This window comes from Mesonia sp. HuA40 (assembly GCF_008017835.1).
In the GTDB taxonomy this organism is placed as follows: domain Bacteria; phylum Bacteroidota; class Bacteroidia; order Flavobacteriales; family Flavobacteriaceae; genus Mesonia.
The window spans coordinates 117,407-130,938 of the sequence record NZ_VRLT01000005.1; the positions used below are offsets into that span (position 1 = coordinate 117,407).

The window sequence follows — 13,532 nt, forward strand, 5'->3', positions numbered from 1 at the left end:
AAGCATTTATTTTATAGCTAAATGCACACTTTAAATACCAAAATTTAACCCTACATTTAAGGTATTTATCTCTTGAAAATTATAGGCTGCGCTCAAGTCAAAAAAACCAAGCCGCAGGTTTAACCCTAAGGTTCCCGACAGCACCGCATCTTCTTGGTCAATGGTAAAGGGATTAGTAATGGTTTGTCCTGCCAGTTCACCTTCATTTATAGTATAGCTTCCCAACAAACCAGTCTCTCTATTTTGCAGATTATAGTTTAAACCTCCGAAAAAATTCAAAGTTTTAAAATTGGTAGAACCTAGTAAGGCAAATTGCCAAGCCGAAACGTTAGATTCTAGGTTTGCCTTATCGGATGAAACCTGTGCAGACTCTAAAGCATAACTAGCTTCAAGTCTGGTATAGCCAGCTAACAATGACACTACAAGGCTAGTTTTTTCCTTATTACTAAACATTCTTGAGATTTCATATTGCAATCCTACGCCATAAAGTCCGGTTTCAACCTCATCATACTTAATTTTAGGTATCACTCTAGCTTTAAGCTCTAGACCCCATCCCAAACCAACTGAGCCTTGCAAGAATGCCAAGGGCACTGTATTTAGTTTTTCATCGAGTAATCCGCCAGGTAACATTAACGAAAAACTTTGTGTTTCTCCATTTTCATCCTCAAATTGCACCAAAACATCAGCACTTTCTTTAGCACCTAACAAAGTTGGCACTTGGGCTTGTTCTTGACCATTAGGTAAGCTCAAATGTTTATAATCTGATTCTCTAAATAAAAAACTTTGCTTTTCTTCTGGTAAAAAAGCAGCATTAGTAATTAGCGAAAGCTCAAAACGTCCCGTATTTTTTACTTTACCTCGATAATACCAACCTGTATTTACCAGGTAACCTAGGGTCGAAGTTGCTGGTTCTATATATTTTCCAAGATAGGTTTTGGCGTCACTTAAACCGGCCTGAAGGATATCTTGAACCTCTGTCTGTGCCTTAGTGATGAATCCACTTAATAAAAGTAACGTCAAAATTCCTATCTTAAAAATTGACTTGTTTATCATCTGTAATTTATTTTATAAGAAATTGCTAAATGAATGGCGTAGAATTGCTGTAAACTAGCAGCCATTCGTGTGCTTAGAGAAGTGCTCAGGTTGTATTTTAAACCTGCGGTAAAGTTAAAATTAGTTGCTTTATTTTCAACTGAAAACTTTTTTACAAGTGATTGAAATAATTCATTTTGTCTATCGATTTCATATACACCGTTAAAATGCGTAGTCGCCTGCGCGGTGAAGTAACCCACACCACCATAGAGATCAAACTTACCCAAAGCTTTTGACCCTATAAGAGCAGCGTGTAGAATATCCATCTGAGTATTAATTCCTTGCTCTTCATTTTGAATTTCACCGGATTCCTTGGTATCAAAAAAACCTTTAAATTTATTTAAAGCAATTAATGCCGACAAAGACCAACTTTCGGTTTTAAACCAATGGGTGATTTCGTGTTGCAAACCTACCCCCCACATGTTACGCTCGATTGGACCATAAGCGATATTTGGTGAGTACCTCAATTTAACTTCGCTGGCCCAGGGTAAACCAATATCGGTTTGTAAAAAAACCTGCGGAGCCAACCTAAAATTTTCATCTATACCTTGCGGCAACCTTATTTCGATAACTTCCTGCTCATCTCCCACATTGTAATCTATTAAAACATTTACATCTGGATTATTTACACCAAAGATGCTGGCTACTTTTTTAACCGAACTACCATCTTCAAATCTCAAGTTGTGATAATCATTTGTATTAAGTGTAAAGTTATTTTCACTGCGATCTACAAAAGTTATGTTAGAGGCCAAACTAAAATCTATTTCACCCCATTCTTTGGTCTTTGCCGAGCTATACCAAGCATTGCTCACATTAAACATTAGACCACTCGCAGCAGGATCAACAAAAGCTTCGCCATATTGACTTACATCTTTAACTAAATGCTCGACAAATGTATTTAAATCTTCTTGCGCCTGAATATGACAGCTAATCAAAAAAAAGATGCATAAGGAAAAAGTTCTACCTACCAAAAGAGTTAATTTTTGTTAAATGTACATTTTTTTCAATAAAAAAACCTGCTTATTTAAGCAGGTTTTTTATATAAATATAAAATATATTATACATCTATATTTGCATAAATTGCGTTTTTCTCAATAAACTCTCTTCTCGGAGGTACTTCATCTCCCATTAACATTGAAAAAATACGATCGGCCTCACTGGCGTTATCTATAGTCACCTGACGTAGAGTTCTAAATTCTGGATTCATGGTGGTGTCCCACAACTGTTCAGCATTCATCTCACCCAAACCTTTATATCGCTGTATGGTTATACCCCCTGCATATTCATTAGAAATTTCATCTCGTTCTTTCTCACTCCAAGCATATCTTTTTTTACTACCTTTTTTAATTAAGTAAAGTGGCGGTGTTGCGATAAATATATGTCCGGCTTCAATAAGTTCACGCATATATCTAAAGAAAAAAGTAAGAATTAAGGTTGCAATATGACTACCATCTACATCGGCATCACACATAATTACAATTTTATGATACCTTAATTTTTCCAAATTAAGTGCTTTACTATCTTCTTCTGTACCAATAGTTACACCAAGAGCGGTATAAATGTTCCGGATCTCTTCATTTTCAAAGACCTTATGTTGCATAGCCTTTTCAACATTCAGAATCTTCCCTCTAAGCGGTAAAATTGCTTGAAAATTTCTATCACGTCCTTGTTTAGCGGTACCACCTGCCGAGTCTCCCTCAACAAGAAACACCTCACATTGCTCTGGATCTTGCTCTGAGCAATCGGATAATTTACCCGGGAGCCCTCCTCCGCTCATAACGGTTTTCCGCTGCACCATTTCTCTTGCTTTTTTGGCAGCGTGGCGAGCCTGAGCCGCTAATATTACCTTTTGAACAATGGTTTTGGCATCGTTAGGATTTTCTTCGAGATAGTTTTCGAGCATTTCAGAAACGGCTTGCGAAACCGCAGAAGTCACTTCACGATTACCCAATTTTGTTTTGGTTTGCCCCTCAAATTGAGGTTCAGCTACTTTTACTGAAACAATTGCAGTTAATCCTTCTCTAAAATCATCACCAGAAACTTCAAATTTAAGTTTATCTAACATTCCAGAAGCATCGGCATATTTTTTTAATGTAGATGTTAAGCCTCTTCTAAATCCGCTAAGGTGTGTACCTCCTTCGTGTGTGTTAATATTATTTACGTATGAATGCAAATTCTCATTATAAGAATCGTTATAAATCATCGCAACCTCAACAGGAATCTCATTTTTTTCTCCTTCCATGGAGATTACATCTTGAATAATAGGTTCACGAGTTTCATCTAGAAAGCGGATAAATTCTTTTAATCCTTCCTCAGAGTGAAAAGCATCACTTCTAAAGTTACCATCTTCATCTTGCTCTCTTTTATCTGTCAAAGAGATTTTGATTCCTTTATTCAAGAAAGCCAATTCGCGCAAACGACTTGCCAAGGTTTCATAATTATATCGTGTACCTTCTTTAAAAATTTGGTCGTCTGGCTTAAATGTAACTATTGTTCCGTTGTAATCTGTTTCTCCTGTACTTTTAACGGGATATAGAGGCTTACCTCTTTCATATTCTTGCTCCCACACCTTACCCTGCTTATGCACTACGGCATGCAAATGTACAGACAATGCGTTTACACAACTAACTCCTACACCGTGTAAACCTCCAGAAACTTTATATGAATCTTTATCAAACTTTCCTCCCGCTCCAATTTTGGTCATAACCACCTGTAACGCAGAAACTCCTTCTTTTTTGTGGATATCTACAGGAATACCACGCCCGTTATCTTTGGTGGTAATTGAGCCATCTTCATTAATTATTACATCTATGGAGTCGCAATAACCCGCCATTGCCTCATCTATAGAATTGTCTACCACCTCATAAACCAAGTGATGCAATCCTCTGTTTCCTACATCTCCAATATACATAGATGGACGCATTCTTACATGCTCCATTCCTTCTAGGGCCTGAATACTATCGGCCGAATAATTCTTTTTATTTTCTTCGCTCATAGGTCTAACTTATTGTCAACAAATATAGCAAAAGCACGTGGGTAAAAAAAGCCTAAGGCTCCATTCAATTTTAAGTTATTAACATTTTTTTACTGATTGTATGGATTTCAATTTTATTATCTTAGCAAAAAAATTAGCATGCGTTACCTTATCATCTTTTTCTTATTCATATGCACTTACCAATTGGGTTTGGCACAAGACTTCAAAGATCTAGATGAAAGCCCTATGGACGTAAGCGTAATTCGAAATACAGACAACTCGCCGTTGGCTCGAATTATTTATAGTCGTCCTCGTAAAAAGGATAGAGAGATTTTTGGTGCACTAGTTCCGTTTAATCAAGTTTGGCGTACAGGAGCCAATGAGGCTACTGAGATTACTTTTTATGAAGAACTGTATATAAACGGAATTTGTCTAGACCCAGGTACGTATAGCCTATATACTATTCCAGGCCCTAAAATTTGGACGGTAATTTTTAATGAAGCTCAAAATGCTTGGGGCGCCTTTAATTATAACGAAAAGCTTGATGCCCTTAGAATAAAAGTTCCTGCTCAAAGAGCAGCCAGCATAATCGAAATTTTTTCTATAGCCTTTCAGCCTGCCCAAAACGGTGCCAATTTATTTATAGGCTGGGACGATACTTTTATTAAGGTTCCCTTTAAAAAAAGTTTAGATTAAGGTATATTAAGATATTTATGCGTTTGCAATGAAATTTTCCATTTAGGATTCTGCATTACATAATCAACCATTAGCGGTATCATCTTATCTCGAACGCTCCATTCTGGCTGCAAATACAAGATACAGTTTTCTCCCACTTGAGAAGCTTGTTCTTCGGCAAATTTAAAATCATGTTTATTGTAAACAATTACCTTAAGTTCATTTGCGCGTTTGTAGGCTTCTAAAGTTGGTAATTTATTTTTCTTTGGCGATAAGCAAAACCAATCCCAATCTCCTGTTACCTCATAGGCTCCAGAAGTTTCGATATGTGTTTTTCCGCCCCCCTGTTTTATGGCTTTGGTTATAGGGCTCATATTCCACATTAAAGGCTCTCCCCCTGTTACGACAACAGTTTTGCTATTATCTAAGGCCTTCTTTACAATGGTTGAGGTCATACTTGGCGGATGCTTTTCTGCGTCCCAGCTCTCTTTAACATCACACCAATGACAGCCTACATCACACCCCCCAATTCGTATAAAATAAGCGGCTGTCCCCTTATAAAAACCCTCACCCTGTATGGTGTAAAATTCTTCCATCAAGGGTAGCATTTCGCCTGTACTTACCAGTTTTTCCTGTTCTTTCTTTGTCATAGGCTGCAAAGATAAACAATACCCTTTTTAAAAAATAGACTTACCAAATATTATATGCTTAAATTTCTTGAACCAAGTTAGTATTACTAATTTTGCAGCTTAATTTTTAACTTTTATGAGACTTTTAAGCGCTTTATCAATTATCCTTGTATTAAATGCCTGCCAACCTTCAAAACCCGCCGAATCCTTATTGATTCAGCCCAATCAAATTGGCTTATTACAAAAAGACACGCCTATATACACCTTAGACTCTATATTTAAAAATGATTCGGTTGTAAAGCGGCGCATTAATAGTAGGTTTAGTAGTCAAGATGAATTTATCGTATACTCAAAAGAAGGTCAGGAACGTCTGGTTTTAATTCCCAAAAATGATTTTGATTCTACAAGCACAGTAGCCAACATTCAAATAAAGGACTCTTTATTTCACACTGAGAAAGGAATCTCTATACAATCTACTTTCAAGAAAATTCAGGAACACTATAAAATTTCGCGTATTGAAAACACCGTACGCACAGCGGTAATTTTTTTAAACGATCAAAATTTATATTTGAGTATCGATAAAGAATTTGTAAGCGGAGATGCCAGATACAACACAAATCTACCAATTGAATCTAGCCAAATTAAAGATGATGCAACTATAAAACACTTTTACTTAGGATGGGATTAAGGGAGAAACTCCAGATTTACTTGATGTTTTTTACCTTTATAAGTTTGTCAAGCTGCAAGCAAGAAGATACAGCCACAGCCAATTTATATGAGCAAAATTCATTTAAAAATGGTGAGTTGCAAGCGGTCATAAGCACTACCGCGGGCTCACTTATTAAAAACATCTATCAGATTAAAGACAAGCGTTTTGTACCAGACACTAGTTTTTTAAAACAAGGAAAAATCAATTACCTTGCACTACCCTTTAGTATCGGATTCATACCCTCTACCCAAATTGAGTTAGGTAAATCAAACAAGCCAGTAGAGGTGCTTTTGGTAAACAATAATGCAAAACAAGCACAAACCGTAGGGGTAAAATTATTAGCGCTACTTAAAGTTGCTACTCAAGATACCATTACCTATAAACTGGTGGGTATGGATTCTGGCAAGTCGCGGGCCTGGTCTCCTTTTAATAATTTTGAAGAACTGGCCGCCAACTACCCAGACATAATCAAAACGATAAACAGGTATTTTGAAGATTATCGATTGGGCCCTTACCAGAAAGTGCTTTCTTGGCAAGATGAACAAGCGGCTTTAAAATTTGTTAAAGCGCATCAGGTTAATTAATATGTTTTTTACTTTACGGAAATATGAAAAAGGCCATTAAAAAATTTATCCCTAAAATAATTGGAGCGCAATTAAATTCGCTTCACTTAGTGCATTCGGCGAAAGCCACCAAAAAAGCCTATAAGCTCTTTTGCACGCCAAGATTGGGAAAAGCCAAACCTCATCATAAGGCGTTTTTAAATCCAGCGAAGACCCAAGAAATAGTGGTTGAAGGCACTTCAATTCAATGTTACAGATGGCCCGGAGAAGGCAAAAGGGTCTTACTAATTCATGGTTGGGAAAGCAACACACACCGCTGGAAAAAACTCATAGAAAGACTTCAAGAACAGTCGTTTGATGTTTACGCATTAGATGCTCCCGCGCATGGTAATTCAAAGGGAAAAGTCATACATGTGCCTTTATATGCTCAAGTAATTCATCAAGCGCTAAAAAAAATAAATCCCGCCTATGTTATTGGGCACAGTATGGGCGCTATGGCTAGCGTTTACGAGCAATATAAGTATAAATCACCCATTGAAAAATTGGTTTTACTTGGCCCTCCATCAGAATTGCAAAAAATAATTAGCGATTATCAAGCTATTTTAAAACTTAGACCTTCTTTAATTCAAGATTTAGAAAATTATTTTTTTAAAAACCTCGGGTATAAATACAATGATTTTTCTATTGCTAAATTTGCTAAAAGTCTTCAAATACCTGGCTTAATTATTCATGATAAGTATGATAAAATTGCACCTGTTTATGCATCGAGAAGTATACATAATGCTTGGCAAAATTCATTTTTGATTGAAACGGAAGGGCTAGGTCATTCATTATACAGCCCAGGAGTAAATACGGAAATAATAAAATTTTTAAATGGAAATTAGTCATGAGTGACACCCCCCAAGGCAAAAGAATAAATAAATTTTTAAGTGAAGCTGGCTTTTGCTCAAGACGCAAAGCTGACGAACTCATTGCTGCTGGAGTAGTAACTATAAACGGCAGGGTACCCGAAATGGGAACAAAAGTGCTACCCGAAGATCAGGTAGCCGTTAACGGTAAAATCGTTGTCGCCAAAGAAAAACCTGTTTATCTTGCCTTTCATAAGCCGGTAGGGATTGTTTGCACAACCGATACTCGCGTTGAAAAAAATAATGTAATAGACTACATAAATTACCCTACGAGGATTTTCCCTATAGGTAGGTTAGACAAGCCTAGTGAAGGTTTATTATTACTAACCAACGACGGAGATATCGTGAATAAAATATTACGCTCAAACAACAACCACGGTAAAGAATACCAAGTAAAAGTGAATCGGCCGGTAACCCAACAATTTATTAAGCGCATGGCAAACGGAATTCCGATTTTAGGAACGGTTACAAAAAAATGCCACGTAAAGAAAACAGGAAGTCACGATTTTGAAATTGTGCTTACTCAAGGGTTAAACCGGCAAATAAGGCGCATGTGCGAGTATTTAGGATATCAAGTGGTTCAACTTAAACGAACGCGAATAATAAACATTCCTCTAGATGTTCCTGTAGGCAAGTATAGGGAACTTACACATCAAGAATTAAATGATCTACAGACAATTCTTAAAAACTCAAAAAAAACACATTCACGAAATAAATAATATAGTTAATCATAAAATCTAACATTCTTTTAAGGAGGATATTTAAAAATACTTGGTAAATTTAAAGCAAAAGATAAGATATGAGCAGACCAAGTATAAAAAATGAAGAACAATACGAAGCCTTAAGAGATCAAGGATACAGCCAAGAAAAAGCTGCCCGCATTGCCAACACCAAAAATGCTAGCCAAAAAGGAGGTAAGGCATCACCGTACGAAGATTGGACCAAGCAAGAGTTATATGAACGTGCCCAAGAAATTGGAATTGACGGTCGGTCTACCATGAATAAGAATGAACTTATTAAAGCCTTACGCAATAATTAATTATGAAAGAAGTACCCTTATTTCACTTGGCGATACCCGTTAAAAATCTTGCAGAATCAAGGTCCTTTTATAGTCAACGTCTCAAACTAAAAGAAGGTCGAAGCAGCAAACATTGGATCGACTATAATTTTGGTGGTCACCAATTGGTTATACACGAGGTACCTCAATATGAACCTCTTATTTTTAGCAATGAAGTAGATGATCAAAAGGTTCCCGTTCCTCATTTTGGACTGATTTTAGACTGGTTCTTTTTCGATGAATTTTCAGCTCAATTAAATCTCGAAAACATCGACTATATTATTTCTCCTTGTATTCGGTTTCAAAATCAACCTGGAGAGCAAAAAGTTTTATTTTTTAAAGACCCTTCTGGTAACGCCCTAGAGTTTAAAGCCTATAAAAACACTAACGAAATATTTACTGCTCGATGAAACAACTTCACCCTAAATTGGTAAGACAATTATTCATCCTTCTTATAATAGGCGTTTCGGGATTTTTAATCTTTGCTAAAATGTTACCCTACTTTTCGGGTGTTTTGGGAGCTATCACCTTTTATGTACTGCTCAAAAAGTGGATGGTAAAATTAGAAAAAAGAAACTGGAATAAAGATCTTGCTGCAACGGTGTTGATGTTATTTTCTTTTATTGGAATCTTAATACCAATAAGCGGAATGGTCCTTTTGCTTACTTCAAAAATAAGTAAAGCCGTAAATAACTCAGAAAAGGTTTTACAAGCCATCAACACACAACTGCAAAATTTAAATACATTAATCAATCAGTATTCCTCAAATTTCGATATCACCAAGCAAATAAATACCAATGAAGTAACCAGTTTAATTTCAAGTAACCTTCAGAATTTAGCAGGAGGAACATTTGATGCATTTATAGCAATAGGTATAATGTATTTTCTGTTGTATTATATGCTCACCAAAAGAGACCATATGCAAAGAATGCTGGGTGATTATATTCCTATCAATAGAGAAAATTTAACTTTAATTGGGCAAGAAAGCACATCAATGGTTAAGGCAAATGCTATAGGAATTCCTTTAGTAGCAATTTGCCAAGGTATTATAGCCCTTATAGGCTTTTTAATACTAGGAGTTCCAGATCCTTTCTTTTGGTTTGTGATTACCACCATTGGCTCTATGATTCCTTTTGTGGGTACGGCTATTGGGATTCTCCCGGTAACCATTTTGCTTTTTTCACAAGGCCAAAACTGGGAAGCTATTGCTATGCTTATTTACGGCGTGGTAGTTATCGGGTCTACCGATAACATTATTCGGCTTTATGTATTAAAACGCTTATCTGATGTTCATCCGCTTCTAACCCTTATCGGAGTTGTGGTGGGGGTACCTTTATTTGGTTTTATTGGTCTAATTTTTGGGCCTCTACTTATCTCATTATTTTTATTAATGGTGAAAATTTATAAGAAAGAATACGGAAAAAAAGAAGTTAACTCAACCGAAACAGCTCACACAGAAAATCAGGAATTAGAAAACTTACACCAAAACAAAAAATTGTAACATATGGCTACAAGTAGTAAAAAGATAGACAAAAATTATTTTGAGCGTAAAGTTTCTGGCATTACCAAGAGTGATGTAGATAATACATTGGCGCAAGAAAATGAAATTGAACAGAAAATTAAAAACGCTGGGGTATTTGAAAAATACGCAGAGATGGCTAAGCAGATGCTATTGATGCTCAAGGATTATAGGCGAGGCTTATATACCGAGGTACCTTGGTTTACCATAGGATCTATTGTATTTTCACTCATTTATGTTTTAAATCCACTTGATGTAGTCCCAGATTTTATTCCTGGACTAGGCTATATAGATGATTTAAGTGTATTCACCTTTGCCTTACGATTTATAGAGAGCGATTTACATAACTACCTGGACTGGAAAATAAACAAGGAAGAATAAAAAAGGCCCTATTACAAAAGGGCCATTTCTTAATTAATTTAATGGATTTCTCATTCTATGTCGTTCTCGTGCTAATAAAGTATTTTTAAGCAGCATAGCAATGGTCATTGGCCCTACCCCTCCTGGAACAGGAGTAATATAAGAAACTTTCTTCTTTACATTCTCAAAATCAACATCACCGGTTATCACATACCCTTTTGAAGCATTATCATCTGGTACTCGGGTAATACCTACATCTATTATCACTGCATCATCTTTAACCATTTCGGCTTTAAGGAAATTCGGGGTTCCTACAGCGATAATAATAATATCTGCTTGAGAGGTTATTTGTGTTATATTTTTGGTGTATCTGTGCGTGAGTGTGACGGTTGAGTTACCAGGAAAGCCCACTCTACCCATCAAAATACTCATAGGTCTTCCTACAATATGGCTTCTCCCTATTACCACGGTATGTTTTCCTTTAGTAGGAATATCATAGCGCTCCAACAACTCTAAAATACCATAAGGTGTGGCAGGTATGAATGAAGTCATATCTAATGACATTTTACCAAAATTAGTCGGGTGAAAACCGTCTACATCTTTATCGGGATCAACAGCCATCAAAACGCGCTGAGTGTTTATTTGTGGGGGCAGAGGCAATTGAATGATAAAACCATCTATGGCTTCATTTTGATTTAACTCCTCTATCTTATCTAGCAGTTCAATTTCTGAAGAATTACTAGACATACGTACCATAGTAGATTCAAAACCAACTCGCTCGCAAGCTTTCACTTTAGAATTCACATAGGTCATACTAGCTCCATCATTACCCACAATTATGGCTGCTAAATGCGGTACTTTTTCGCCCCGCTCTTTCATTTTTTTTACCTCAATAGCAATTTCATCTTTTATATCGCTACTTACTTTTTTACCGTCTAAAATTGTCATGTTGTGTGTTATATAATGCAAAAAAGCCAAGTTGTTTCCAACTCAGCTTTTCCTGTTTTATCTTAATCCTTTCATCATTTGCATCATCTTTTTACCGCCTCCACCTTGCATCATCTTCATCATCTTACTCATCTGATTAAATTGCTTTAGCAGCTGATTTACTTGCGTTACAGAAGTACCAGAACCTTTTCCTATTCGTTTTTTCCGACTAGCATTAATAATACTCGGTTTCGCTCTTTCTTCTGGAGTCATAGAATGTATAATGGCTTCAATATGTTTAAAAGCATCATCATCAATATCAATATCCTTCATCATTTTACCAGCGCCAGGTATCATGCCGATAAGGTCTTTCATATTACCCATCTTCTTAACCTGCTGGATTTGATTTAAGAAATCATCAAAACCAAATTGATTTTTCGCAATTTTCTTTTGAAGTTTTCTGGCTTCTTCCTCATCATATTGCTCTTGGGCTCTCTCAACCAATGACACCACATCACCCATTCCCAAAATTCTATCGGCCATACGTTCGGGATAGAAAACATCAATAGCTTCCATTTTCTCTCCCGTACCTATAAACTTTATAGGTTTATCTACAACAGATTTAATCGAAATCGCGGCACCACCACGGGTATCACCGTCTAGCTTAGTTAAAATTACACCATCAAAATTTAATATGTCATTAAATGCTTTGGCAGTATTTACCGCATCTTGACCAGTCATAGAGTCGACCACAAACAAGGTTTCTTGCGGTTGAATAGCCTTATGAATATTCGAAATTTCGGTCATCATTGCATCATCAACTGCTAATCGGCCGGCAGTATCTATAATCACCACATTAAACCCATTCGCTTTTGCATGTGCAATAGCATCTTGTGCAATTTTTACAGGATCTTTGGTTTCTCTATTTGAGTATACTTCAACTCCTATCTGCTCACCTACCACATGCAACTGATCGATTGCCGCTGGCCTGTATACGTCACAAGCTACCAATAAAGGTTTTTTGGTTTTTTTGCTTTTTAGAAAATTGGCCAATTTACCTGAAAAGGTTGTTTTACCACTACCTTGTAACCCCGACATTAATATTACGCTTGGATTTTCTGATAAATTGATACCCTTCGCGTCGCCCCCCATAAGCGCAGTAAGCTCGTCTTTCACCAACTTCACCATCAGTTCCCCAGGTTTTAAACTGCTGAGTACATTTTGGCCTATCGCTTTATCTTTTACAGTCTTTGTAAAATCTTTAGCTATTTTATAATTCACATCGGCGTCTACCAATGCCCGGCGCACTTCTTTCAAGGTTTCGGCAACATTCACTTCGGTAATTTGACCGTGCCCCTTAAGAATATGAAAGGCTTTGTCTAACTTATCACTTAAATTATCAAACATAATTTTCGGTTGTTTTTAAGAGTTGCAAAGTTATGAATTAGATTGTTAAGATTAAAAACTTCTCATAAATATACTTTAATTTTGTTTAGAACCGATTTTTAATCCGTAAAGCTAGTAATCACGCATCTCTAGAAAAACAAGACTCCTTTTAAATACCAGATTTTTTACTATTTTTAGCTAGATTTAAAGCTTATGCCTAAAAAAATATTTGAAAATATTTGTGTAGATTCTGTTTTTGAAAGAATATACAATGATTACGCAAAAGATCTTCATGATTTTTTATACTACAAATTTGGCAATGGCTACAACCACGAAGATAAAATGCACGAAGCCTTTGTAAAGCTATGGCATAAATGTGAAGATGTTACCTACAGCAAAGCTAAGTCGTTTCTTTTTACTGTTGCCAACAACTTAATGCTTAACGAAGTAAAGCATAAAAAAGTTAAACTTAAATACAACAAGAGCATTAAAGAAAATACTAATAAACAAAGCCCAGAATTTTTATTAGAAGAAAAGCAATACCTAGAAAAGTATGAGCGTGCGCTAAGCTCACTTACCGAAAAACAACGTTTGGTATTTAGTCTTTGTAAAATTGAAGCCAAGCCCCATAAAGAAGTAGCATCATTGCTTGATATTTCAACAAAAACTGTTGAAAAACACCTTTACAGTGCATTAAAGAAATTAAAATTAGAATTAAAAGAACTTTAAGGTA

16 protein-coding genes are annotated in these 13,532 nt (G+C 36.1%); 10 read left to right on the plus strand and 6 right to left on the minus strand.

Going from position 1 to position 13,532, the window contains the following annotated elements; genetic code table 11:
• Nucleotides 1-30 precede the first annotated feature (30 nt).
• The 3 genes from FT993_RS00695 to gyrB form a co-directional block, all read right to left on the minus strand.
• Nucleotides 31-1,053 (minus strand): DUF6588 family protein, encoded by a 1,023-nt coding sequence (locus FT993_RS00695; protein WP_147860617.1) that lies wholly within the window; start codon nucleotides 1,051-1,053, stop codon nucleotides 31-33.
• The gene (locus FT993_RS00700) at nucleotides 1,050-2,063 is read right to left on the minus strand and encodes a DUF6588 family protein (RefSeq protein ID WP_370450877.1); all 1,014 of its coding nucleotides are present in this window, start codon (nucleotides 2,061-2,063) and stop codon (nucleotides 1,050-1,052) included. Before FT993_RS00700 ends, FT993_RS00695 begins: the two co-directional genes overlap by 4 nt.
• A gap of 86 nt (nucleotides 2,064-2,149) precedes the next feature.
• Nucleotides 2,150-4,087 (minus strand): DNA topoisomerase (ATP-hydrolyzing) subunit B, encoded by a 1,938-nt coding sequence (gene gyrB / locus FT993_RS00705; RefSeq protein WP_147860619.1) that lies wholly within the window; start codon nucleotides 4,085-4,087, stop codon nucleotides 2,150-2,152.
• A 138-nt stretch (nucleotides 4,088-4,225) separates the two neighbouring features.
• Between gyrB and FT993_RS00710 the strand changes: the two genes are divergently transcribed.
• Nucleotides 4,226-4,762, plus strand: a complete 537-nt coding sequence (locus FT993_RS00710) for a DUF2911 domain-containing protein (RefSeq protein ID WP_147860620.1) — start codon at nucleotides 4,226-4,228, stop codon at nucleotides 4,760-4,762.
• On the opposite strand, the gene FT993_RS00715 is transcribed toward FT993_RS00710, so the two are convergent.
• Nucleotides 4,759-5,391, minus strand: coding sequence for a 7-carboxy-7-deazaguanine synthase QueE (locus FT993_RS00715; protein WP_147860621.1), 633 nt, complete (start codon nucleotides 5,389-5,391; stop codon nucleotides 4,759-4,761). The two genes, FT993_RS00710 and FT993_RS00715, sit on opposite strands and share 4 nt — an antisense overlap.
• Before the next feature lie 115 nt (nucleotides 5,392-5,506).
• Between FT993_RS00715 and FT993_RS00720 the strand changes: the two genes are divergently transcribed.
• The 8 genes from FT993_RS00720 (at nucleotide 5,507) to FT993_RS00755 (ending at nucleotide 10,507) form a co-directional block, all read left to right on the plus strand.
• Nucleotides 5,507-6,058 (plus strand): hypothetical protein, encoded by a 552-nt coding sequence (locus FT993_RS00720; RefSeq protein WP_147860622.1) that lies wholly within the window; start codon nucleotides 5,507-5,509, stop codon nucleotides 6,056-6,058.
• Between the two features lie 44 nt (nucleotides 6,059-6,102).
• Nucleotides 6,103-6,663 carry an inorganic diphosphatase gene (locus tag FT993_RS00725; protein WP_187240725.1) on the plus strand — a complete coding sequence of 187 codons (561 nt, stop codon included), beginning with the start codon at nucleotides 6,103-6,105 and terminating at the stop codon, nucleotides 6,661-6,663.
• Nucleotides 6,664-6,686: 23 nt separating this feature from the next.
• The gene (locus FT993_RS00730) at nucleotides 6,687-7,526 is read left to right on the plus strand and encodes an alpha/beta hydrolase (protein ID WP_147860624.1); all 840 of its coding nucleotides are present in this window, start codon (nucleotides 6,687-6,689) and stop codon (nucleotides 7,524-7,526) included.
• Between the two features lie 2 nt (nucleotides 7,527-7,528).
• Nucleotides 7,529-8,269: a pseudouridine synthase gene (locus FT993_RS00735; RefSeq protein ID WP_147860625.1), complete on the plus strand. Its 741-nt coding sequence runs from the start codon at nucleotides 7,529-7,531 to the stop codon at nucleotides 8,267-8,269.
• 80 nt (nucleotides 8,270-8,349) lie between these two features.
• Nucleotides 8,350-8,589, plus strand: a complete 240-nt coding sequence (locus FT993_RS00740) for a Rho termination factor N-terminal domain-containing protein (protein WP_147860626.1) — start codon at nucleotides 8,350-8,352, stop codon at nucleotides 8,587-8,589.
• Between the two features lie 2 nt (nucleotides 8,590-8,591).
• Nucleotides 8,592-9,017 (plus strand): VOC family protein, encoded by a 426-nt coding sequence (locus tag FT993_RS00745; RefSeq protein ID WP_147860627.1) that lies wholly within the window; start codon nucleotides 8,592-8,594, stop codon nucleotides 9,015-9,017.
• Nucleotides 9,014-10,108, plus strand: coding sequence for an AI-2E family transporter (locus FT993_RS00750; RefSeq protein WP_147860628.1), 1,095 nt, complete (start codon nucleotides 9,014-9,016; stop codon nucleotides 10,106-10,108). Before FT993_RS00745 ends, FT993_RS00750 begins: the two co-directional genes overlap by 4 nt.
• Before the next feature lie 3 nt (nucleotides 10,109-10,111).
• Entirely contained in the window at nucleotides 10,112-10,507 is a 396-nt protein-coding gene (locus FT993_RS00755) for a YkvA family protein (protein ID WP_147860629.1), read from the plus strand.
• Between the two features lie 33 nt (nucleotides 10,508-10,540).
• On the opposite strand, the gene FT993_RS00760 is transcribed toward FT993_RS00755, so the two are convergent.
• Both FT993_RS00760 and ffh read right to left on the minus strand, forming a co-directional pair.
• On the minus strand, nucleotides 10,541-11,434 hold the full coding sequence (locus tag FT993_RS00760; protein ID WP_147860630.1) for a bifunctional 5,10-methylenetetrahydrofolate dehydrogenase/5,10-methenyltetrahydrofolate cyclohydrolase: 894 nt from the start codon (nucleotides 11,432-11,434) through the stop codon (nucleotides 10,541-10,543).
• Nucleotides 11,435-11,491: 57 nt separating this feature from the next.
• Entirely contained in the window at nucleotides 11,492-12,820 is a 1,329-nt protein-coding gene (gene ffh, locus FT993_RS00765; RefSeq protein WP_147860631.1) for a signal recognition particle protein, read from the minus strand.
• Nucleotides 12,821-13,012: 192 nt separating this feature from the next.
• On the opposite strand from ffh, the gene FT993_RS00770 reads away from it, so the two are divergent.
• Complete coding sequence (locus FT993_RS00770) at nucleotides 13,013-13,528, plus strand: RNA polymerase sigma factor (protein ID WP_147860632.1); 516 nt, start codon at nucleotides 13,013-13,015, stop codon at nucleotides 13,526-13,528.
• The last annotated feature ends 4 nt before the right edge of the window (nucleotides 13,529-13,532 follow it).

Excerpts from the sequence above, each read along its gene's own strand:
- FT993_RS00745 (WP_147860627.1), top strand. The coding sequence starts at position 8,592 with ATGAAAGAAGTACCCTTATTTCACTTGGCGATACCCGTTAAAAATCTT.
- FT993_RS00695 (WP_147860617.1), bottom strand. The coding sequence starts at position 1,053 with ATGATAAACAAGTCAATTTTTAAGATAGGAATTTTGACGTTACTTTTA.
- FT993_RS00720 (WP_147860622.1), top strand. The coding sequence starts at position 5,507 with ATGAGACTTTTAAGCGCTTTATCAATTATCCTTGTATTAAATGCCTGC.
- FT993_RS00710 (WP_147860620.1), top strand. The coding sequence starts at position 4,226 with ATGCGTTACCTTATCATCTTTTTCTTATTCATATGCACTTACCAATTG.
- FT993_RS00755 (WP_147860629.1), top strand. The coding sequence starts at position 10,112 with ATGGCTACAAGTAGTAAAAAGATAGACAAAAATTATTTTGAGCGTAAA.
- FT993_RS00730 (WP_147860624.1), top strand. The coding sequence starts at position 6,687 with ATGAAAAAGGCCATTAAAAAATTTATCCCTAAAATAATTGGAGCGCAA.
- FT993_RS00750 (WP_147860628.1), top strand. The coding sequence starts at position 9,014 with ATGAAACAACTTCACCCTAAATTGGTAAGACAATTATTCATCCTTCTT.
- FT993_RS00715 (WP_147860621.1), bottom strand. The coding sequence starts at position 5,391 with ATGACAAAGAAAGAACAGGAAAAACTGGTAAGTACAGGCGAAATGCTA.
- FT993_RS00760 (WP_147860630.1), bottom strand. The coding sequence starts at position 11,434 with ATGACAATTTTAGACGGTAAAAAAGTAAGTAGCGATATAAAAGATGAA.
- FT993_RS00735 (WP_147860625.1), top strand. The coding sequence starts at position 7,529 with ATGAGTGACACCCCCCAAGGCAAAAGAATAAATAAATTTTTAAGTGAA.
- FT993_RS00740 (WP_147860626.1), top strand. The coding sequence starts at position 8,350 with ATGAGCAGACCAAGTATAAAAAATGAAGAACAATACGAAGCCTTAAGA.
- ffh (WP_147860631.1), bottom strand. The coding sequence starts at position 12,820 with ATGTTTGATAATTTAAGTGATAAGTTAGACAAAGCCTTTCATATTCTT.
- FT993_RS00770 (WP_147860632.1), top strand. The coding sequence starts at position 13,013 with ATGCCTAAAAAAATATTTGAAAATATTTGTGTAGATTCTGTTTTTGAA.
- gyrB (WP_147860619.1), bottom strand. The coding sequence starts at position 4,087 with ATGAGCGAAGAAAATAAAAAGAATTATTCGGCCGATAGTATTCAGGCC.